At 48.7% G+C, this 21448-nt stretch carries 17 protein-coding genes; 12 read left to right on the top strand and 5 right to left on the bottom strand.

Annotation, left to right across the window (positions count from 1 at the left end):
- The 4 genes from FY046_RS15685 to tssH form a co-directional block, all read right to left on the bottom strand.
- Positions 1 to 469, bottom strand: a 469-nt coding sequence (locus tag FY046_RS15685; RefSeq protein WP_446186273.1) for a FimD/PapC N-terminal domain-containing protein, incomplete at its 3' end; no start/stop codon positions are given.
- Between the two features lie 46 nt (positions 470 to 515).
- Positions 516 to 1265 carry a fimbria/pilus periplasmic chaperone gene (locus FY046_RS15680; protein ID WP_446186272.1) on the bottom strand — a complete coding sequence of 250 codons (750 nt, stop codon included), beginning with the start codon at positions 1263 to 1265 and terminating at the stop codon, positions 516 to 518.
- Between the two features lie 149 nt (positions 1266 to 1414).
- Complete coding sequence (locus FY046_RS15675) at positions 1415 to 1975, bottom strand: fimbrial protein (RefSeq protein WP_133844499.1); 561 nt, start codon at positions 1973 to 1975, stop codon at positions 1415 to 1417.
- Positions 1976 to 2016: 41 nt separating this feature from the next.
- Entirely contained in the window at positions 2017 to 4722 is a 2706-nt protein-coding gene (gene tssH / locus FY046_RS15670; RefSeq protein ID WP_446186274.1) for a type VI secretion system ATPase TssH, read from the bottom strand.
- 334 nt (positions 4723 to 5056) lie between these two features.
- On the opposite strand from tssH, the gene tssF reads away from it, so the two are divergent.
- The 6 genes from tssF (at position 5057) to FY046_RS15640 (ending at position 12048) form a co-directional block, all read left to right on the top strand.
- On the top strand, positions 5057 to 6946 hold the full coding sequence (gene tssF, locus FY046_RS15665; RefSeq protein WP_167864213.1) for a type VI secretion system baseplate subunit TssF: 1890 nt from the start codon (positions 5057 to 5059) through the stop codon (positions 6944 to 6946).
- Positions 6947 to 6948: 2 nt separating this feature from the next.
- Positions 6949 to 7974 carry a type VI secretion system baseplate subunit TssG gene (tssG, locus tag FY046_RS15660; protein WP_133844495.1) on the top strand — a complete coding sequence of 342 codons (1026 nt, stop codon included), beginning with the start codon at positions 6949 to 6951 and terminating at the stop codon, positions 7972 to 7974.
- Positions 7975 to 8046: 72 nt separating this feature from the next.
- Complete coding sequence (locus tag FY046_RS15655; protein WP_446186271.1) at positions 8047 to 9114, top strand: type VI secretion system protein TssA; 1068 nt, start codon at positions 8047 to 8049, stop codon at positions 9112 to 9114.
- A complete protein-coding gene (locus FY046_RS15650) occupies positions 9115 to 10116 on the top strand; it encodes a fimbrial protein (RefSeq protein WP_446186270.1) in 1002 nt (333 codons plus the stop codon). It abuts the gene before it with no gap.
- Between the two features lie 32 nt (positions 10117 to 10148).
- Entirely contained in the window at positions 10149 to 11495 is a 1347-nt protein-coding gene (locus FY046_RS15645; protein WP_446186269.1) for a GlcNAc-transferase family protein, read from the top strand.
- Positions 11496 to 11571: 76 nt separating this feature from the next.
- Positions 11572 to 12048: a DcrB-related protein gene (locus FY046_RS15640; RefSeq protein ID WP_446186268.1), complete on the top strand. Its 477-nt coding sequence runs from the start codon at positions 11572 to 11574 to the stop codon at positions 12046 to 12048.
- 112 nt (positions 12049 to 12160) lie between these two features.
- Here the strand turns inward: FY046_RS15640 and FY046_RS15635 are convergent, their stop codons facing one another.
- A complete protein-coding gene (locus tag FY046_RS15635; protein WP_446186267.1) occupies positions 12161 to 12757 on the bottom strand; it encodes a LuxR C-terminal-related transcriptional regulator in 597 nt (198 codons plus the stop codon).
- Positions 12758 to 13078: 321 nt separating this feature from the next.
- Between FY046_RS15635 and FY046_RS15630 the strand changes: the two genes are divergently transcribed.
- From FY046_RS15630 to kdpD, 6 genes are all read left to right on the top strand, one after another.
- Positions 13079 to 13996 (top strand): DMT family transporter, encoded by a 918-nt coding sequence (locus FY046_RS15630; protein ID WP_446186266.1) that lies wholly within the window; start codon positions 13079 to 13081, stop codon positions 13994 to 13996.
- Positions 13997 to 14201: 205 nt separating this feature from the next.
- A complete protein-coding gene (kdpF, locus tag FY046_RS15625) occupies positions 14202 to 14291 on the top strand; it encodes a K(+)-transporting ATPase subunit F (RefSeq protein WP_133844480.1) in 90 nt (29 codons plus the stop codon).
- Complete coding sequence (kdpA, locus tag FY046_RS15620; protein ID WP_159337708.1) at positions 14291 to 15976, top strand: potassium-transporting ATPase subunit KdpA; 1686 nt, start codon at positions 14291 to 14293, stop codon at positions 15974 to 15976. Before kdpF ends, kdpA begins: the two co-directional genes overlap by 1 nt.
- 16 nt (positions 15977 to 15992) lie before the next feature.
- Complete coding sequence (gene kdpB / locus FY046_RS15615; RefSeq protein ID WP_446186265.1) at positions 15993 to 18041, top strand: potassium-transporting ATPase subunit KdpB; 2049 nt, start codon at positions 15993 to 15995, stop codon at positions 18039 to 18041.
- A 10-nt stretch (positions 18042 to 18051) separates the two neighbouring features.
- Positions 18052 to 18624 carry a potassium-transporting ATPase subunit KdpC gene (gene kdpC / locus FY046_RS15610; RefSeq protein ID WP_133844473.1) on the top strand — a complete coding sequence of 191 codons (573 nt, stop codon included), beginning with the start codon at positions 18052 to 18054 and terminating at the stop codon, positions 18622 to 18624.
- A 114-nt stretch (positions 18625 to 18738) separates the two neighbouring features.
- Positions 18739 to 21420: a two-component system sensor histidine kinase KdpD gene (gene kdpD, locus FY046_RS15605; protein ID WP_133844470.1), complete on the top strand. Its 2682-nt coding sequence runs from the start codon at positions 18739 to 18741 to the stop codon at positions 21418 to 21420.
- Positions 21421 to 21448: the final 28 nt, after the last annotated feature.

The following is a 21448-nucleotide window of genomic DNA, read 5'->3' as shown; positions in this document are numbered from 1 at the left end:
AACTATCTTCAATGATACTTTTTAATGTGAAACTGGCATCTTGTTGTTTTTCATCAGTTTGTAGATGCAGCTTGTTTTCTGAGTTCAGTTTTATCCCAAGGTTTTTTAGATCCTGAAGTGTAAAGTACGGCTGAGAGTTGGGATTGTCTTTGGAATTTTTAAAGGTGACGTCATATTTTATACGATGAGTTTTGTTAACCACTATGAAAATACTATAAACACCAGGTTCAATTCTGTTACCTTCACTGAAACGTGAAACGTCCACCTCTGAACCGTGGATGAACATCGGGTTATAATCAACTTTTATTGGATCACTTTCGCCATTGGCTATTTTTGTCTCTCCGCCATCTTGTGCGACAGCAACTGAGCAAACCATGCCTGCGACTAGTTTACATGCACTGAAAATTCGAATGCTGATGTTGTTAATTTTTTTCTGTGCTATGCCTCTTTTCGATATTAAATTGCTCAATTGGTAAGCTCCTTTTTCCAATGAGAATCTTTAGATGAAATGCTTTCTACTTCATACTTTCGAGCGTTAATTCATCTCCTTTTGCCTTCAGTTTACCAATCACAGCTGCCCCGTAATCATTCAGTAAACTAAATTCGCCACCAGTAAGATTCGTAATTGCCGGTGAATTTTTTGAAAAAACAAACTCTGATGATGAAAATGGCGCGACCATTTCTGCATTCACTTTCACTTTTTGTGCGCCAGAAAAGAGCGTCATGGTGTCAAAAGAATAGTAATAAGGAGTAGGGTTGTTGACCTTCACCTTTTTTTCTTGTTTTACTACCGTCCACTTCAGGTCTTTCGCTCCCAGCTTACTCGTCGCTTTGTCCAAAGATTTAGGACGATAGAATATTTTTATTCTTGTTCTGAAAGCCAGTTCTAATCTGTCTTTCGCTGGACCTTTATAGACGGGGGGGATTTCCAGCATGTTTAACCAGAAAACAGATTCTCTGTCTGTTGGCAATACCATGTTGTTATAGATCAGTCGTAGGCTTTGTCCTTTACCTGGCTCTACGCGATACACCGGGGGAGTAATAATGAATGGTACCTTCATTGTGTTGACATCAGCATCAGAACGTCCATCATCAACCCAAACCTGAACTAAAGTAGGTTTATCTCCTTTATTCGTTGTTCTTACTGTGACTTCTTGTTCACTACCGGGGAAAATAACACGCGTCCCCGCGATGGTCATCGCTGCCATCGAGCTTGCTGACAATGTAATAGAAGTAACTGCCGCTATGAGTGTTTTATAGATCATTGCATTATCATCTTAATATGAAAAGGAGAGCATAAAGCAGCAGAGGAGCCAGATAACTGTTGCATTTCGTATTATCTGACTCACTCAATTCCTAATCCGTGATTAATGAATAATCACGGATTAATTACCCGCCCAAGTATTCAGGGGTTTTATGGGTAACTCAGGGTATACAGGGCTGTAGCGGTAACAAGACCTGGGGTTGTTGCAGCAGTCGCATAATAACCACCATAATAGCGCATTGTTGCTGTTCCTCCTTCCTGAACATCAAATGATGCACCCGTATCACCCAATAACAGCTGATTCTGCTCTGCATCAGAGTTATACAGACGGATTTGAACACCTGTTGCCGGTTTATCTTCGCCTACAGTCACTGCCTTATTTTCCAGGTTGCCTGTTTTTGAATCCACGCCAGTGCTGCCAATGGCTTCAAAGTGTGCTGCAACCTTTGTTATTTCAGTAGGGCAATCTTTCACCTTGATCTCAAAAACTTTACTACCTGCTGTGGCACCCGCAGTAGCGAGCGTTTTTATCGATAATGTTGGCAGGGGAACGATAATATCGTCCATGCCATCTACAAGCTGACAGGTTTCAGTAATCAGTTTTCCGTTGAATGTCACTTTACCTTGGCCGACCCCTAGATCTTCAGCATAAGAGTAAGAAGCTGTGAGGCTGAGTGCCAGAACGGTTGCATAAATCTTCATCTTTTCCATGATATATAACCTCTATAATCCTAGTGATAATGTTTTTGTACTTAAACTATTGTGCTGCTTGCCCTTTTGACTTTTCCTTTTTGTAAAATCTCCTTTTCTGGGAATAGTATGGTTATTTCCTTATCCGCATTTATGCTTAAGTTGATATTTTTCCCATCAACACCATTTTCACTGCTGAGTATTTTACGTGCCATCTCTGGCATGATGTTTTGCTCAATAAAACGAATTAACATACGTGCACCTGTTTCTGCGACAGGACACTGTTCTACAACGAACTTCACCAACTGATGATCATACTGAAGCGACGCATGATGTTGTTCATGTAAACGTTTTCCGATTCTATCCAAATGAACTCTTACAATATGCTCAAGTGTAGAATGTTGTAATGGTAAGTAGGGAACAACACTGACACGCCCTAAAAATGCCGCTGGGAATGTTTTTAATAGCTCTGGTTGTAATAATTTTCTTAAGCCATTTATGTCTGGGGCCGTATCAATATCCGCATAGACACTGCTTATGACTTCACTACCCGCATTACTCGTTAACAGTAAAATAGTATTTTTGAAATTTATATGGCGCCCTTCACCATCCTCCATCCAGCCTTTATCAAACACCTGGAAAAACAGCTCATGAACATCTGGATGCGCTTTCTCAATTTCATCCAGCAATATGACGCTGTAGGGTTTCCGGCGTACGGCTTCCGTTAAGACACCACCTTCACCGTATCCAACATAACCTGGGGGCGATCCCTTTAGCGAAGAAACGGTGTGGGCTTCTTGATATTCACTCATATTGATAGTGATGAGATTCTGCTCACCGCCATACAGTTGCTCAGCCAGTGCCAGTGCAGTTTCTGTCTTTCCTACACCAGATGGTCCCACAAGCATAAACACACCAATAGGTTTTCCGGGATCGGCTAAACCTGATCGGGAGGCCTGAATACTCTGACTTACCAAATCTAAAGCATGAGGCTGGCCTGTCACTCTTTCCTCAAGACGTGATGGCAACTCCAGTACAGTCCGAATATCATCCTTCATCATCTGGCCGACGGGTATACCTGTCCAGTTAGCAACAATACTGGCTATGACTTCGGCGTTAACCTCAGCCTGGACCAGCGGATGTTCCTGTCGGCTCTTTTTGAGCTTTGTTTCCAGTGCGCCAAGTTTCTTCTGGGCAAGGCTGATCTCTTCTGATGATGATTCTTGCTGGATCAGTGTATTGAGCTCTTCTCGGGTTGCGACGATGTCAGCAACCAGTGTTCTTTCCTGCTCCCAACGTGAAGAAAGAACCTGTGCCTGCTCTTCGTATTGCGTAATATCTTGCTGTAACTCATCAATGCGCTGACGTTGCTCTTTACCGAACGCAAGTGCTTTCTCTGCGAGTGATAGCTCAGTTTGGGCTGTTTCTGCCTGGAAGTTTCTGAGCAGAAGCTCAGCTGGCGGTGCATATTGCATGACTGCAACACGTGCGCACGCCGTATCCAGCAAACTGATCGCTTTATCAGGCAACTGACGGGCGGGAATGTAACGATGAGAAAGTCGCACTGCGGCCTGTAGTGCTTCGTCCATTATCCAGACTTTATGGTGCTTTTCGAGCATAGGAACCAGACCACGTAACATTGACGTAGCGGTATCTTCATCAGGCTCCTCGACTTGCAATACTTGAAAACGTCGCGTTAACGCAGGGTCTTTCTCAATGTGTCGTTTAAATTCACTCCAGGTGGTTGCACCAATCGTACGAAGCTGGCCACGGGCAAGAGCGGGCTTAAGCAAGTTGGCTGCATCGCCTGTTCCTGCATTGCCTCCTGCACCAATAAGCGTATGGACTTCATCAATAAAGAGAATAACGGGTTGGGGTGATCCAATGGCTTCATCTAGCACGGATTTCAGGCGTGCTTCAAACTCGCCTTTCATACTGGCACCCGCAGAGAGAGCAACGATATCCAGAGATAACAGGCGGACTTTAGAAAGTGAAGGTGGAACTTTACCAGCAACAATCGCCTGGGCTAATCCTTCCACTACTGCTGTCTTACCTACGCCAGCTTCACCGGTTAATAGCGGGTTATTTTGGCGTCTGCGCAGCAGTATATCGACCATGGTATTGATCTCATGGTCTCTACCCAGCACGGGATCAATTTTCCCCTCACGTGCTAATGCAGTAAGATCTGTAGAGTATTGCCTTAGAGACGCTGAGTTTTCATTTGTATTGATAGCATTGCTGGCTTGACCCGGCAGATCGCTATCATGTTGTACATCATCTTCTGACTCATTTGCTTCAGTAGATGAACGCGTAATGTAGTTAAAATCTTTAGTTAATACATCAAGTTGAACATTGTCGAATACTGGAGAGATCGCGGATAATACACGCCGCAATTCCATCGTCGTCAGCATCGCAATCAATAGGTGACCGCTTCTGATACGACTGGCGTAGCATTCCAGACTTGCATAAATCCATGCACGCTCAATGGCGAGCTCAATGTGATATGAAAAATCAGAAATAGTACTGGCACCTGTAGGTAATCTGATGATTGCTTCAGAAAGATTCCGCTCCAGGGTGGCAGCATCAAGTTCAAAATGCCTGAAAATACTTTTCAGATCACTGTCTTCTTGCTGCCATAACTGGTTGAGCCAATGGGTTATTTCGACATATGGATTGCCGCGAAGTTTACAATAAGTTGTCGCACTTTCAATGCTTTTAAACAACGAATTGTTAAGTTTTCCAAATAAGTTTTTTCTTGTGATAGCCACTAATTCATCCCTTAATCCTAATGAAGAAGAAGCTGATAAAATTAACTTCATCTGTTTCCCAATAGTACTAAATTTCAATATGGCAACTGAAGATAAACTTCTTGTCTGAATTTGATTTAGGAATATGAATCGGTCAATATTCCTAAAGTCATTTTTTGGGCAGTTTTTGTAGTTTTGTTTTTCTTTTTTTATGTTATGTTCTTTCGTCTATATAGATGAAGTAGAACCTTGAAAATATAAAAAGGGTCGATTTCCATCATTAGTGGAAAATAGCTAGCGAAAAATCATTATTCGCTAATAAGAGTGGCTGATACAAATCTAGTGAGAAATGTCAGTGGATCATAAATTTCTTGATTATTATAATCAGGAACTTACGTTTATGAAAGAAATGTCACGTGAGTTTGCTGAGAAACATCCTAAAATTGCTGGCCGCCTGGGAATGCATGGCATAGATGTTGCTGATCCTTATGTTGAAAGACTTATTGAGGCATTTTGTTTTCTTTCCGCCCGAACTCAAATAAAACTGGATGCTGAATTCCCTAAATTTACTCAAAGGTTATTGGATGTTGTCTACCCAAACTATAACTCTCCTACTCCTTCAATCGGTGTTGTGCAATTACAGCCTAATCTGAAAGAAGGTGATTTGATGCAGGGGTATTTAGTTCCCCAAAATAGCACTTTTCATACCAGAATTTTACCGGGAGAGGCTACGCGTTGTGAGTTTCGCAACGGACAGGATCTCACACTTTGGCCGGTTGAAATTATTGACGCACGCCTGACCTCTATTCCTCCTGATCTCCCCAATCTGGAGCGATATCGTATATCTAATTCCCGACTCAAAGGTGCGTTACGCATCAAGCTAAAATTACAGGGTGATATCGTATTCTCACAGCTAGAAGGTCTCGACCAGTTACCTTTTTATATTGATGGTGATGAAAGGATCGTCTCACATATTTTTGAACTATTACATACCAGCCATGTGGCTATGGTTGTGCGCGCAGGTGATGCATCAGGTGAGACTAAGGTAGAAGATGTCGTTGTCAGTGAAAAACCACTTACCTTCGAGGGGCTAAAACCGGAACAAAGCGTTTTACCGCTTTCATGGAACATGTTCCACGGCCATAACCTCATCCAGGAGTATTTCTCCTGTCGTCAGCGATTTTATTTTTTCACGTTAAATCATCTGGCAAATAGTCTGAAAAAAAATAACTCCAATGAGGCTGAACTCATTATTTTACTTGACCGATTGCCACAAGATTTAATCGGTCATATTGACGCATCCCGGTTTCTTCTGCACTGCACCCCGGTTATCAATCTGTTTCCTAAGTTAGTTGATAGAATCGAAGTTAACAGGGCACTGAATAGTTTCCATGTTGTTCCTGACCGGAGCAGACCTTTAGACTATGAAGTTTTCTCAGTAAATCGGCTATTGGGGCAGAAAGCTGAAAGCAGTGATGAGGTTGTTTTTAAACCCCTGTACCATACCCGACATTCTGATGATGGAAACTTTGGGCGCTATTTTTCGATTCGTAGAGAAGCCAGAGTCAAGGATAGAAATACCCGAAAATATGATACTCGGATCCCCTATGTGAGCACTGAAGTATTCGTTTCACTGGTCGATCAGAATGAGGCGCCTTTTAGCGATGATATCAGGTATTTGTCTATTGATGCGATGGTGACTAATCGGGATCTTCCTCGCCTTATCAAGGCAAGTGGTAGCTTCGATCTGACAATGCCAGGTTCAGTTCCTGTTCATGGTGCAACGTTTGTCTGCCAACCCAGTACTCCGCGTGCGGCATTTGCCTTGGGAGAAGCATCATGGCGGTTAATTCGTCAACTAAGTTTTAATTACCTTCCACTCTCGGATATGGACCATGGGTTAGGTGGGGAATCGCTGCGTAATATGCTTAGCCTCTTCCTCAATGGTGCGGATCAGGAGTCGATCGCTCAGGTTAACAGTCTTGTGGGATGCAAAAGTGAACCTGTCATTCGGCGTATTCCAGGAGATGGCCTGCTGGTTTACGGTCGGGGAGTTCGCTGTACCTTAACGGTAGATGAAGAGGGATTTTCGGGCATTAGTCCATACTTATTTGGCCTTATCATGGAAAACTATCTGGCTCGCCATGCTGCGATAAATATTTTTACTGAGACAGAATTACACTCAATGCAGAGAGGGCTTATTGCACGCTGGGGAGCGCGGCCTGGAAGGCGTGGAGCACTGTGAATATGAAAGACAATTCGCATATTCAACCAACAGCCTCCGAGCTAGACACGTGGTTCAAGCAGGATGAACCCTGGAATGCGGGCTACATTAGCTTAATGCGTGCAATAGCGGCAAAGACGACTGATATGCCACCGATTGGCAGGGCTAAACTTCCTGTGCAGGAGGCTTTCCGGGTCGGGCAGTGTGCTTATATGGCTTTTGCTCCGCGTGAAATATCGGCTATTTCAATGGAGAACGGCAAGGTTAACCTTGAGCTATTTGGTTTAGGAATATGGGGCCCTCAGGGGGCGATGCCGCTGCATTTTTCTGAGTTGGCCTATTCTCGATCAGAAGCTTACGATAATACGCTGATTGATTTTGTTAATATATTTCATCATCGCGCATTATCGTTGTTGTATCGTGCGTGGTTTTTATCGCAGGATACGGCCTCTCTTGACCGTAAATATGATGAGAGATTTTCATTTTATATCGGAAGCCTAATCGGTATTGATGCACAAGAACTTGAACATTCTCACTTACCGCCACACGCTCGATTAGCATCATCTTCTCACCTGATTCGTGAATCCCGTAATCCGGAAGGGATCATTGGCGCTTTACATTATTATTTTCAGGTACCTGTGCGAATGGAGGAGTTTGCAGAACAGTGGATACGTCTGGATAAGTGCGATCAAACTATTTTAGGCGATGATGCCTGTGCGATGCTGCTTGGCGACGGGGCTATTCTAGGCAATACCGTGAGAGATTGTCAGCACAAGTTCAAACTCATTTTAGGCCCTCTAACTCTTAAAGAATATATGCAGTTCAGTCCCTGGGGAGATGATCTTCCAGTCTTGCAGGAGTGGGTAAAAAACTTTGTTGGGTATGAGTATGCATGGGATATACAGCTGGTTTTGGCTGCAGAAGAGGTTCCTCATGCAACGCTAAATGGTACACATCAGCTTGGCTATGCGACCTGGCTCGAAAGACTGAATAACATAGAACCGGTTTCTGGCATGAGCTTTGAACCGGAAATTTATTGCCACAGCTAGATGGTCTGTGGTTTTTATCTCGTGTATGCCGGGGATGGGCATATATGCCAGAGGTTAATTAGGAGGGAGCCTGTGTCTGATACTATCATCACTGAACTAAGTCAATTTTATAGTGGATTTTTGCAGCCTGTTTCGGATGAATTTCCATGTGGCGACAGTCTTGAGTATGATTCAGCCTTTATTCTTCTGCTGTCTAAAATTCAACCGAAACAGGGTGCTGAATACGGTAATTTTGTTGAACAGGCAGAACCTGTAAATTGGTCAGAGGTTCAGCGCGAGTGTGCTGCCTTGATGCAGAAAAGCAAAGATGTACGTTTGTTTATTATTATGATCCGCTGTCGCTTAAGGCAAATCGGTTTACTGGCGGTAGAGGAAGGAATCACAGCCTTAAAAGCCCTCATCGAAATTTATCCTGAACAGTATTACCCCTTATTGCTTGATGAAGGTGACTTTGAGCCCGTCATGCGGGCCAATGCATTTTCAGAAATGGATGATGCTTCGGGGTTAATTACAGACTTAAGAAATCACAAATTGCCTAAAGCGGCGGGCCAGGTTATTTCCTTAAAGGATTTTGAGAAATCATTCGCCACTCCTCGTGAACCGGATGCGCTTCCCGAAGCGATGGTCTCTGCAATGTTAGAGGAGTGGCATCAACAGGCTGATAAAGAGATTATCTCTTTGAACTGTGCGATGAAATCTTTGCTGGCAATCCGGCACTCCTTGAGGGACAGCCTCGGTGAAGAGGCTCCCGAGTTGCCGGTTATCACCCATCTCCTCACTCTTTTTCCACAATCGTCATCTGTTGTTGAAGCGGATTTATCTGAACCTGAAAGCGATGAAACCCATCTTGAATCAGTGCAGGACGATGCCAGCACCACACCACGTGAAGTGCAAAAAGGTGCATTGCAGTCTGCAAAGTGCTCTGTTTCAACAGCGAAAATTAACAATAAGATAGAAAATCGCCAGGATGCTTTAGCACAGTTAATTGAGATTAGAACGTGGTTTACGCGTATGGAGCCAAGTAGTCCAGTGATCTTATTACTGGAATTAACAGAAAGCATGGTTGGAAAACGTTTTACTGAACTAATGAAAATCCTCCCATCAGAACTCATTAATAAAATTGACAGCGAGAACACATAAATGAAATTTTTTGGAGTGAAAATTTTAATGGCATGTTGTGCGTTAGTCAGTACCGCTTTGCAGGCTGAATGTACCCTCGATACTACCGGGGAATCAGATAGGGGCCCCCCCGTTACTTTTAATCTCCCTTCGCAGGTTTTGAGTATCAGTGCCGATAAACCCGTCGATACCGCCATGCCATTCGCTACGATCACTTCCCCCCTCGCCGGACACGCTGTGACCTATATCAACTGTACGCCTGGCATCTCTTATGGAGGAGTGCCTTACGGTCTTCCTACTCCAGATGGAAATAATATGTACTCTACCAATATTCCTGGTGTGAGTATGAAAATTCGGTGGGATAATGGCACTGTTAAAAAAGACATCCCTTATGCCGGTAATCTCCCTATGCAGTTAAGTCGCATAGTCTATTTTGCTAATTCTTATTTCGTAGTTGAGTTTTTTAAAACGGCAGAAGTGATTCGTTTGATACCTAATAAAGAAAATGTTGTCTTTGATGGCGGTGACTCCGCCTATAATTATGTTGGTGTCAATGCAATGTCGAATTATGCACAAAAACTGAATATAGGAAAAATTACACTCAATAGTACACCGGCCTGTACTTTTGAGAGCACAAAAAACATCGATTTTAATACGGTCACACCAGCCCTGGCGGATTCAGGTGTTGAACGTCCCCTCGACTTTGAAATGAACTGCAGGACTGACTATGGAAGCTATTCTGTCTTTGCTTCAATCATTGCGGACGCCCGTACCCCTGATGGTAAATATATTACTGTCACCGATGCCGGAGGATACACGGATCGTCTGAGAATTCAAATAAGAGATAATGAAGGAGCCAGTATTGCCGTGGATGGTTCAAGTTTGAGAAAAGTAACAAGCAACGATAAAGTCCCTGCGCAGTTTAAATGGACGGCGACATTAGCGTCACCTGGCAAGACAAGTAAAAGACCCACCGGTGGTAAATTTGATGCCAGAGCTGAGATCGTATTACAAGTAAATTAACACATATTTAATATTTAAGATGAGGGCATAAAATGGATAATGTACCTTGTGTTTTTGTTAGCATCGCGAGCTATCGCGATTCAGAACTTATTCCTACTTTAATGGATATGATTTCTCAGTCTGTCAGCCCACAGTCCCTACATATCAGTATTTGCTGGCAGTGTGATGAAGACATCTCTATTTTTCTCGATAAAGGAATGCAGCTTACCCAGCAGCGACTTCATCATGGCTTCCAACTCTATCTCTTCAGCTATCGAGGCGCGGTGATCCATGTGATAAGCGTTCATTATTATCAGAGCCAGGGCGCCTGTTGGGCCAGACATATTGCAGAAACACTTTATAATAAGGAAGAATACTTCCTGCAGATTGACTCCCACTGTCGTTTTATATCCGGCTGGGATAGCCAAATGGTTGAGGTATTGAATGATTTAACTGTTTTGAGTCCTAAACCCATTCTCACATGTTATCCACCGTCCTATCAACCGGATAATTTAGGGGATAGAAAAAACGATCTGACTCGATTAATGTTCAGAGGGTTTTCTCAGGAAAAAATTTTACAGCTGAGCCCTTATGTGATGACTGACGATGTTACGTACCCGGTCAGAGGAAGTTATCTTGCTGGAGGATTTATTTTTTCATTAGGGAGCTTTGTTACAGAAGTTCCTAATGATCCTCAGATATTTTTTGAGGGTGAAGAAATAGCCATGGCAGTCAGGGCATTTACTCATGGCTATGACATTTTTCATCCTCAAAAAGTATTGCTATGGCATTTTTACGGCAGAAAAGACCATGTGAAAGTCTGGACAGATCATGGCAATGAGGCAAAAACTAAAGGCAGCATTGATCAAGCTTGGTGGGAAAGAGACGCTATATCTAAAAACAGAGTTAAAACCTTACTCGGCCATAAGGCCACTGAACAGTGTGATCATGGCATTTACTGTCTTGGTAAGCAACGTAGCCTGAGTGATTTCGAGAGAACGGCAGGAGTGGATTTTTCTCGCTGTCTGGTTCATCCGGATGTCATTGGAGATGAGCATAAAGCTTATTTCGCCAATGGGGAATTGATCGAAGGGCTTTGGCGTTCATTGCTTGTCGGTGTCAATAAAAGAACGGTTAACTTTGACTCATCCAGAATAACCACGTTAGGAAGAGATGCTCTTTACTGGTATGTCGGTGTCTATACGGAAGATAACACGCTGCTCGAACAGCATACTCTCTATAACGCTGAAATAAATGAGAGAATTTCAAATTCGGAAGATGGCAGTTTTTCACTATCGCTTGATTTTACTTCGGAAGAAAGTTTAAACCCTCATTCTGTTCGTATTAGTCCATTCATCGACAGAGCAGGGTGGGGTGAAGTCATCGAGGAAAAATGGTAGCGGCTTTTTCTTTTTTAACAAAAAATCACAGCTTTATTAAGTTGTAATATTTTCTATTTAACAAGCGAGTTATCAAATGATTACTTATGAAGTATTAGAGGGCGGTTTCCTCACTGATATTCCTGTTGTCGATGTTACTGTTAATGTAATGCGTTTTCGCGATCCTGAAGATTACGAATATAATATCATTATTAATCGGGTTATGATGGCAGAAGGCCAAACGGTGGTGACTTTTTGCGAGAAGCAGATGAAAACAATGCAAAATACCCTTCCTGGCTTTAAGAGTGAAGGAAAACAACTCGAACATAAAATTGGGCCTGCAAAACTCCCCGTCGTTCAGGTCGCTCATCGTTATCTTGAAAATGGCAATTTTGTCCGTCAAGTCCAGTCTTATACGCAACTGCCTAAGCATCCAGACTACAATCCTGGAAATAATATGTTGATGGTTTTTACTCTTGTCGCCGATCAGGATTTCACTGATTTTCAGCGTAAGCATTATGTTCAAATTATGAATTCATTTACACCTAAAACTAAACCACTAGGAAATAAATAACGTTTACCAAATGTTTTACTTCCATTTGAATTCTTGATTTTTCTTTACTGAGGAGGTCCGTAATAAAATCGACCTCCTCTTAATGATTTATTTAAATATTCAATATTGTACGTTATATACATAACGTTTTTCTTTCATTTCGTCGACAGGTTACAATAAATTTTGCATAATTATAAAAGTCAGTTTTTTTATTTAATTTCATCTTTCTTGATGCGTTTCTAAAATGAACGTTAATCGTCCTCTCAGAACGATTTATCTGTCTTGATATATTCCTTATGTTATTTCCTCTGCCTAGTAATAGCATTATTTTAGTTTCGGTTAGAGACAGTTGCTCATGTTTTTTTAATCCTGTTATTCTGTAGAAATCATCATTTATAAAGTCATTTCTATCCATGCTTGCGATGAAAATTATTTTTTCAATTATCCTTTTTATGTCAGTTATTTTTTTATTTTTACAAGCAAAAGGAATGTGCAAGGTTGATTTTTCTTTGCTGATGTGAGGTTCATCCGATTTTTTTGTATTTTTGAATAAATTTATACTTATAGATGAATCTCTGAGTGTAATATTAGTTATCTCGCTCTTCTCTGTGCTATCATCATCAGTAATAAATCCAAAATCGCTTACTGCACTTTCTAGTGCTGATTGTTGAAGCAACGACTCCAATCCTTTTTTATAGAAATAATTTTCACTTTCAATTAAAATCTTCATAATATCTGACTGTCCATGTCGTGAGTTGGTTGTTTTCTTTATCATATCCTTAAAGATAAAATGCATTTTGTCATTCTATGTTAATTCCGTTTATTTGGAGTTTTCTTCTGTTTTTATTGTGTTGGCGATGTTTTTTATGGAAGCATACAATTTCCCTTTCTGATCTCTCTCTCTATTGAATCATGCTATGTCTTATCGGTCCGCGAGGGTTAATCACCAGTAGACAGGTTGCTTTTTTTTTCTGCTGCAGTCTATAAAGAGGATTAACCACAGTCGGCGTGTGACCGTTCAGTGTCAATAATCAGTCTTCAGGAGCGTGTTGTGAAGCAAGGGGATATCGGTCGTTTAATGTTACTCGCGGCGATTTGGGGAGCCAGTTTTTTATTTATGCGCGTAGCCACTCCCTATTTTGGTTCGCTGAATACCGCGTTTTTACGCGTGGTGTTTGGCTGTGTTGGCTTGATAGCGCTGTTGCTGGTACTACGAACCCACATCGCCTTTCATGGTAAAGCGTTGCCGGCGATGTTACTGGGGGTGATCAACTCGGCTGTGCCTTTTGTTATGTATTGCCTGGCGGCAAAATGGCTGCCTGCGGGTTATTCGGCGATCCTGAATGCCACTACACCGCTGATGGGTGTGCTTATTGGGGGTCTTTGTTTCAGTGAAACCTTTACGCTGAGAAAAATCGTTGGGGTGGTACTGGGCCTGGTGGGAATTGTACTGCTGACCACTACTGGCAACCTGGCCCTGACACAGGAGGTGCTGCTGGGTATTGCCGCGTGTCTGGTGGCGACGGCTTGTTACGCCAGCGCCGGATTTCTGACTAAAAAGTGGATTGGCGATCGCGGTGGTCTGGATGCCCGGCTGGTCGCGCTGGGCAGCCAGATTGGCGCCAGTATCTTTCTTCTTCCGGTGTTTATCGGTTCGCTGATCATCCAGCCTGTCGTGCAGTGGAACCATCCAGGCGTATGGCTTTGTGTGCTGGCGCTGGGGCTGATCTGTACTGCCTGGGCTTATATTTTGTTCTTTCGTCTGATTGCTGATATTGGCCCGCTAAGAACGCTGACGGTGACTTTCCTCATCCCGCCGTTTGGCATTCTGTGGGGTTATCTGTTCCTTGGAGAAACCCTCTCAAAAGGATTTATCGCCGGAGGATTGGTGATCATCGTCGCGGTATGGCTGGTCGCGGGGGGTATCAAGCCAAAGCCAAAGATTAAAGAGGTGGTGATAAAACCCTGACGGAGTATGACTTCAAAGATGAACAGCTACGTTATTTAGTCATTATCAGCGCGACAGGGCAATGCCCTGTCGCCACCATCATCGATTCCCCTGTTTTCACGCCCATTTTTATACTTTCTTTACACCCCAGCCCTGCATTTTTACATCAACTTTGCACGCCACTCGCAACAATAGCGTTACTGAAAAACGCCTTTGGAGGTGTGTTGTGAGCGTCGCTGTCACTACTGGCATTGTGCTGGTCTGTTTGCTGCTGGGCTACCTGGTGTATGCCCTAATCCATGCGGAGGAATTCTAATGGCCGCACCTGCTTTTTTACTGATTGCCAGTTACATGGTGTTGCTGATGCTGTTGGCCCGTCCGCTTGGGAAAGGGCTGGCACGTCTGGTGGATGACCGTCCGCTCCCCGGATTGGCCGGCGCGGAACGCATCCTGTGGCGTCTTAGCGGTGTGGCCTCAGAAGGCATGAGCTGGCAGCGTTACCTTTGGGCGATCCTGCTGTTCAACGCCTGCGGCTTACTGCTGCTGTTTGTCATGCTGGCGAACCAGGCCAGTCTGCCGTTGAACCCTCAGCAGCTACCGGACCTCAGTTGGCATCTGGCGCTCAACACCGCCGTTAGCTTTGTCACCAACACTAACTGGCAGGCGTATGCCGGGGAAAGCACCCTGAGCTATTTCAGCCAGATGGTCGGGCTGACTGTTCAGAACTTCCTCTCGGCTGCCACCGGGATCGCCGTGGCCTTCGCGCTGATGCGCGGATTTGCTCGGCGAGCATTGGGGGAGCTGGGTAATGCCTGGCGCGATATTACCCGCATTACGCTGTATGTCCTGCTGCCGCTGTCGCTATTGATGGCATTGTTCCTCGTCAGCCAGGGTGTGTTGCAAAATGTCGACAGCTATCTGAGCCTGACCACGCTGGAAGGCGTGAAGCAGACGCTGCCGATGGGGCCTGTCGCTTCGCAGGAAGCGATCAAAATGATTGGCACCAACGGCGGTGGTTTCTTCAACGCCAACTCTGCTCATCCGTTTGAAAACCCGACGGTATACAGCAATTTTGTCCAGATGCTGGCGATCTTCCTGATCCCGGCAGGGTTGTGCTTTGCCTTCGGTGAGGTGGTGCGCGATACCCGTCAGGGACATGTGCTGCTGTGGACGATGTCACTGATGTTTATCCTGGCGGTGGCGGTGGTGATGTGGGCCGAGCTCAATGGGAATCCACACTTCCTCACGCTCGGTGCTGACAGCGCTATCAATATGGAAGGCAAGGAGACGCGCTTTGGCATCCTCAATTCCAGCCTGTTTGCGGTGATTACCACTGCAGCCTCCTGTGGTGCCGTCAACGCCATGCACGATTCGTTTACCGCACTTGGCGGCATGGTGCCGATGTGGCTGATGCAAATCGGGGAAGTGGTCTTCGGCGGCGTGGGTGCCGGGCTGTACGGCATGCTGCTGTTTGTGATGCTGGCGGTGTTTATCGCCGGGCTGATGATCGGTCGTTCCCCGGAATATCTCGGCAAGAAAATCGACGTATGGGAAATGAAAATGACCGCACTGGCGATCCTGGTGACACCGAGCCTGGTGCTGCTGGGCACGGCGCTGGCGATGATGACTGAGGCCGGGCGCAGCGGCATGCTGAATCCCGGCATACATGGCTTCTCGGAAGTGCTGTATGCCGTCTCCTCGGCGGCCAATAACAACGGTAGCGCCTTTGCCGGGCTGAGTGCGAACACGCCGTTCTGGAACCTGCTGTTGGCGTTCTGCATGCTGGTGGGCCGCTTTGGCATCATTATTCCTGTACTGGCGATTGCCGGTTCTCTGGCGCTGAAAAAGGTCCAGCCCGCGGGCCAGGGCACGCTGCCGACTCACGGGGCGCTGTTTATTGCCCTGCTGGCAGGCACCGTGCTGCTGGTCGGTGCGCTGACCTTTATCCCGGCACTGGCCTTAGGGCCAGTGGCGGAACATCTGCAAATGATCGGTCGTTAACGGGCGGAGAAGAGACATGAGTCGTAATCAACAGGCGCTGTTTGATGGGGCGCTGATGCGTGTCGCGCTGCTCGATGCGTTGAAAAAACTGGACCCGCGCATTCAGGTACGCAACCCGGTGATGTTTGTGGTGTGGTTGGGCAGCGTGCTGATCACGCTGCTGGCCATTGCAATGGCGGCCGGGAAAACCCCGGGTGAAACGGGCTTCACTGCCGCCATCGCCGTCTGGCTGTGGTTTACCGTGCTGTTTGCCAATATGGCGGAAGCGCTGGCAGAAGGGCGCAGTAAAGCACAGGCTAATAGCCTGAAGGGCATCGCCAAAACCAGTTTTGCCAAAAAGCTGGCCGCGCCGGAGTACACTGCCCGTCAGCAGTCTGTGTCCGCAGAATCCCTGCGCAAAGGCGACTGGGTACTGGTGGAAGCGGGCGATATGATCCCCTGCGACGGCGAAGTCCTGGTGGGTGGCGCATCGGTGGATGAAAGCGCCATTACCGGCGAATCGGCCCCCGTCATCCGCGAATCTGGCGGTGACTTCTCATCCGTCACCGGCGGTACACGGATTCTCTCCGACTGGCTGGTGGTGCAGTGCAGCGTCAACCCGGGGGAAACCTTCCTCGACCGGATGATCGCGATGGTGGAAGGGGCGAAACGGCGTAAAACGCCGAATGAGATCGCCCTGACTATTCTGCTGGTGGCGCTGACCATCGTGTTTGTGCTGGCCACCGCCACGCTCTGGCCGTTCACCGCCTGGGCAGGGACGCCAGTGAGCCTCACAGTACTGGTGGCGCTGCTGGTGTGTCTGATCCCCACGACGATTGGCGGCCTGCTGTCGGCGATTGGCGTGGCGGGCATGAGCCGTATGCTGGGGGCCAACGTGATTGCCACCAGTGGACGTGCGGTGGAAGCGGCGGGGGATGTTGATGTATTGCTGCTGGATAAAACCGGCACCATTACGCTGGGTAATCGCCAGGCAACGCAATTCCTGCCAGCCGCGGGTATCAGTGAACAGCAGCTGGCCGATGCCGCACAGCTGGCCTCACTGGCCGATGAAACCCCGGAAGGGCGCAGTATTGTGGTGCTGGCGAAGCAGAAATTTAATCTGCGCGAACGCGACCTGAAAAGCCTGGATGCCACTTTTATTCCATTCTCGGCGCAGACGCGCATGAGCGGGGTCAACGTGCAGCAGCGCACGGTGCGTAAAGGTGCGGTTGATGCGGTGCGCCGCTATATCGACAGCAACGGCGGCCAGTTCCCGCCAGAGGTTAACGGCCTGGTGGAACAGGTGGCGCGTGCGGGCGGCACACCGCTGGTCGTCTGTGATGGTGTAACGGTACTGGGCGTGGTGGAGCTGAAGGACATTGTGAAGGGCGGCATTAAAGAGCGCTTCGCCGAGTTGCGAAAAATGGGCATTAAAACAGTGATGATCACCGGGGATAACCCGCTGACCGCCGCCGCGATCGCCGCCGAGGCTGGCGTGGATGATTTCCTGTCAGAAGCGACCCCCGAAGCCAAGCTGGCACTCATCCGTCAGTATCAGGCCGAAGGACGGCTGGTGGCGATGACCGGAGATGGCACCAACGATGCCCCGGCACTGGCGCAGGCTGATGTGGCGGTGGCCATGAACTCCGGTACCCAGGCGGCAAAAGAGGCGGGTAACATGGTCGATCTCGACTCCAACCCGACCAAACTGCTGGAAGTGGTGCATATCGGCAAACAGATGCTGATGACGCGCGGTTCCCTGACCACATTCAGTATCGCTAACGATGTGGCAAAGTATTTTGCCATTATCCCGGCCGCGTTTGCTGCCACGCTGCCGCAGCTCAATATGCTGAACGTGATGCAGTTGCACTCACCCAACTCCGCCATTCTGTCAGCGGTGATCTTCAACGCGCTGGTGATTGTGTTCCTGATCCCGCTGGCGTTGAAAGGGGTGAGCTATCGCCCGCTGAGTGCTGCCGCGCTACTGCGTCGTAATCTGTGGTTGTATGGTGTCGGCGGCCTGCTGGTGCCATTCGCTGGGATTAAACTGATTGATATGTTACTGACCCTTCTGGGCATGGCATAAGGAAAATATGATGAGCCAATTACGTCCTGCTCTGTTTTTACTGATATTACTGACGCTGGTCACCGGGCTGCTCTATCCTCTGTTAACCACCGGGCTGGCGCAGTGGTGGTTCCCGCAGCAGGCCAATGGTTCGCTGTTACGCCAGGAGGGCACCGTGCGCGGTTCGGCCCTGATCGGCCAGAATTTTACGCGTGCTGATTATTTCCAGGGGCGGCCATCGGCCACGGGTGATGCGGCGTATAATCCGCTGGCCTCTTCTGGCAGCAATCTGGCGGGCAGCAACCCTGCGCTGGACAAGGCGATTGTTGAACGCGTGGCGGCACTGCGTGCGGCGAACCCGCAGGCCAGCCATCAGGTGCCGGTGGATCTGGTCACTGCCAGCGGCAGCGGGCTGGACCCGCAGATTTCACCTGCGGCAGCGCACTGGCAGGCAGCACGCGTAGCGCAGGCACGCCAGCTTCCACTGGAAACGGTTGAACGGCTCATTGCCGATAATACGATGACGCCGCGCCCGGCGTTTATCGGGGAGCCGGGTGTGAATGTGCTGGCGCTGAACCTGGCACTGGATGCATTACAGCGTTAAACCCTGACGGGTCGGGTATGCCCACCACTACGGTGGTAAGGGCTCGTCCACCTGCGAAACTCGCGTAGGGGCGAGGCATGTCTCGCCCGTTGTTTTCCCTGTTTAAGGAATCGGATGAACGACGAACTCCAGCGCCCTGATCCGGATGCGCTGCTACGCCTGGCGGCAGAAAGCCATCGCGGTAAGCTGAAAATTTACTTTGGTGCCTGTGCTGGTGTGGGAAAAACGTGGGCGATGCTCCAGGAGGCCCGCCGTCTGCGTGCACAGGGGCTGGAGGTGCTGGTAGGCGTGGTGGAAACCCACAACCGCCCGGAAACGGCTGCGTTGCTGGCCGGGCTGACCCTGCTGCCGCGACGGGCCACCGGGCAGCATCGCCACCCCGAATTTGACCTTGATGCAGCGCTGGCCAGCCATCCGGCAGTGATTCTGATGGACGAACTGGCGCACAGTAACGCCCGTGGCTCACGCCACCCGAAACGCTGGCAGGACATTGAAGAGCTACTGGATGCCGGTATTGACGTGATCACCACGGTCAACGTTCAGCATCTGGAAAGCCTGAACGATGTGGTTGGCGGCGTGACCGGCATCCGCGTGCGCGAAACCGTGCCTGACCCGTTTTTCGATGCTGCTGACGATGTGGTGCTGGTGGACCTGCCGCCGGATGACCTGCGTCAGCGGTTGAAAGAGGGAAAAGTTTATATCGGTGAGGGCGCAGAACGCGCCATCGAAAACTTCTTCCGTAAAGGTAACTTGATCGCTCTGCGCGAGCTGGCGCTGCGGCGCACCGCCGATCGCGTCGATGACCAGATGCGTGCCTGGCGTGATACTCAGGGACGGGAAAAAGTCTGGCACACGCGCGATGCCATTCTGTTGTGCATTGGTGATAACAGTGGCAGTGAAAAGCTGGTGCGCAGTGCTGCCCGGTTAGCGGCCCGGCTCGACAGTGTCTGGCATGCTGTTTATGTCGAAACCCCACGTCTGCATCGCCTCTCTGAAGCGCGGCGGCGCGGCATTCTGCGGACGCTGCAACTGGCGCAAGAGCTCGGTGCGGAAACCGCAACGCTTTCAGACCCGAGCGAAGCCAGTGCGGTGCTGCGTTACGCTCGCGAGCACAACCTTGGCAAAATTATTATCGGCCGCCGTCCGACCCGCCGCTGGTGGCGCGAACGTTTTGCCGACCGTCTGGGCGAACTGGGGCCGGATCTCGATATTCTGATCGTCGCGCTGGATGACCCGCCGCCAGATGCCGTCAGTCCACTGGCTCCACGCGCAGGCGGAGGCGGCAATGAAGGAAAATGGCATGCACAACTGCGGGGTTGCGCCGCCGCGTTGTTACTCTGTGCGCTGGTGACCGTTGCCGGGCGCTGGCTGCTACCGGCGGTCGATTCGGTTAACCTGGTGATGGTTTACCTGCTGGCCGTGGTGATTGTCGCGCTGCGTTACGGGCGCTGGCCGTCGGTGGTGGCGACACTGCTGAACATTGTCGCCTTTGATTTAGTGTTTGTGGCACCCACTGGCACGATGGCGGTGTCGGACGTGCAGTACCTGGTCACCTTCGGCGTGATGCTGGCGGTCGGCGTGATCGTCGGTAATCTGACCGCCGGGGTGCGCTATCAGGCACGGGTGGCGCGCTATCGTGAACAGCGGGCGCACCATTTGTATGAAATGGCCAAAGCCCTTAGCCGGGCGCTCAGTCAGCGTGATATTGCCGCCACGCTCCAGCGCAGCGTAGAGAGCACCTTGCAGGCCCGCAGTGAGCTTTATCTGCCTGATGAACAGGGCGAGCTGGTCGCGGTGGGGGAAGCCCATCTCAGTGCCGTACCGGACCGGGCAATTGCCCGCTGGAGCTTTGATAAAGGCCAGCCCGCCGGGGCCGGAACCGATACGCTGCCTGGTGTTCCCTGGCAGATGCTGCCGCTGAAAAGCGGCAGTGAAACACTGGGCCTGTTGATCCTTGAACCTCTCAACCTGCGTCAGCTGATGATCCCCGAACAGCAGCGATTGGTCGAAACGTTCACCGTGCTGATCGCCAACGCCTTAGAACGTATGAATCTTAGCCAGCGTGAGGCGGTGTCCAGGCTGGCGGCCGAGCGCGAACAGCTGCGTAATGCGCTGTTATCTGCGCTCTCCCATGACCTGCGCACCCCGCTGACGGTGCTGTTTGGTCAGGCTGAAATTCTGACGCTCGACCTGGCTTCAGAGCACTCACCATATGCTCCGCAGGCCAGTGCCATGCGAGAGCAGACGTTGAACACCATCCGGCTGGTGAATAATCTGCTGGATATGGCGCGGTTGCAGTCCGGCGGCTTTCATCTGAAACGTGAGTGGATGGCACTGGATGAATTGGTCGGCAGCACGTTGCGCCAGCTCTCCGTACTGCTGGCCGGACGCAATATCGCGCTCGATCTGCCGCCGATGCTGCTGATGGATGTCGATGGTCCACTGATGGAGCGTGTGTTAAGCAATCTGCTGGAAAATGCACTGAAATATGCAGGTCCTGCGGCGAACATCGGCATACGTGCCACACAGTCGTCAGCGCAGCGGCTGATGCTCGAAGTGTGGGATGACGGCCCGGGCATTGCTGGTGGGCAGGAGCAGTTGATTTTCGAGAAGTTCTCCCGGGGCAACAAAGAGTCGGCCGTGCCGGGTGTCGGGCTGGGGCTGGCGATTTGTCAGGCGATAGTCACTTTGCATGATGGCACCATCCATGCGGAGAACCGGCCGCAGGGCGGTGCTCGTTTTATCATTACGCTGCCGCTTACTCCGCCGCCGGTGATTGAGGATTATGCGGAATAGATCGGGCCGGGCATGCCCGGCCCCTACG

This window comes from Erwinia sp. 1181_3 (assembly GCF_052824965.1).
The sequence above is the reverse complement of the archived record's forward strand: the minus strand, read 5'-3'. Positions and strand labels throughout refer to the sequence as shown.

What these genes read in the sequence shown, in the direction of transcription:
- FY046_RS15640 (WP_446186268.1), top strand. Translation starts at nt 11,572, where the DNA reads ATGATTACTTATGAAGTATTAGAGGGCGGTTTCCTCACTGATATTCCT.
- FY046_RS15680 (WP_446186272.1), bottom strand. Translation starts at nt 1,265, where the DNA reads ATGATCTATAAAACACTCATAGCGGCAGTTACTTCTATTACATTGTCA.
- FY046_RS15675 (WP_133844499.1), bottom strand. Translation starts at nt 1,975, where the DNA reads ATGGAAAAGATGAAGATTTATGCAACCGTTCTGGCACTCAGCCTCACA.
- kdpB (WP_446186265.1), top strand. Translation starts at nt 15,993, where the DNA reads ATGAGTCGTAATCAACAGGCGCTGTTTGATGGGGCGCTGATGCGTGTC.
- FY046_RS15645 (WP_446186269.1), top strand. Translation starts at nt 10,149, where the DNA reads ATGGATAATGTACCTTGTGTTTTTGTTAGCATCGCGAGCTATCGCGAT.
- kdpC (WP_133844473.1), top strand. Translation starts at nt 18,052, where the DNA reads ATGAGCCAATTACGTCCTGCTCTGTTTTTACTGATATTACTGACGCTG.
- FY046_RS15650 (WP_446186270.1), top strand. Translation starts at nt 9,115, where the DNA reads ATGAAATTTTTTGGAGTGAAAATTTTAATGGCATGTTGTGCGTTAGTC.
- kdpD (WP_133844470.1), top strand. Translation starts at nt 18,739, where the DNA reads ATGAACGACGAACTCCAGCGCCCTGATCCGGATGCGCTGCTACGCCTG.
- kdpA (WP_159337708.1), top strand. Translation starts at nt 14,291, where the DNA reads ATGGCCGCACCTGCTTTTTTACTGATTGCCAGTTACATGGTGTTGCTG.
- tssG (WP_133844495.1), top strand. Translation starts at nt 6,949, where the DNA reads ATGAAAGACAATTCGCATATTCAACCAACAGCCTCCGAGCTAGACACG.
- FY046_RS15635 (WP_446186267.1), bottom strand. Translation starts at nt 12,757, where the DNA reads ATGAAGATTTTAATTGAAAGTGAAAATTATTTCTATAAAAAAGGATTG.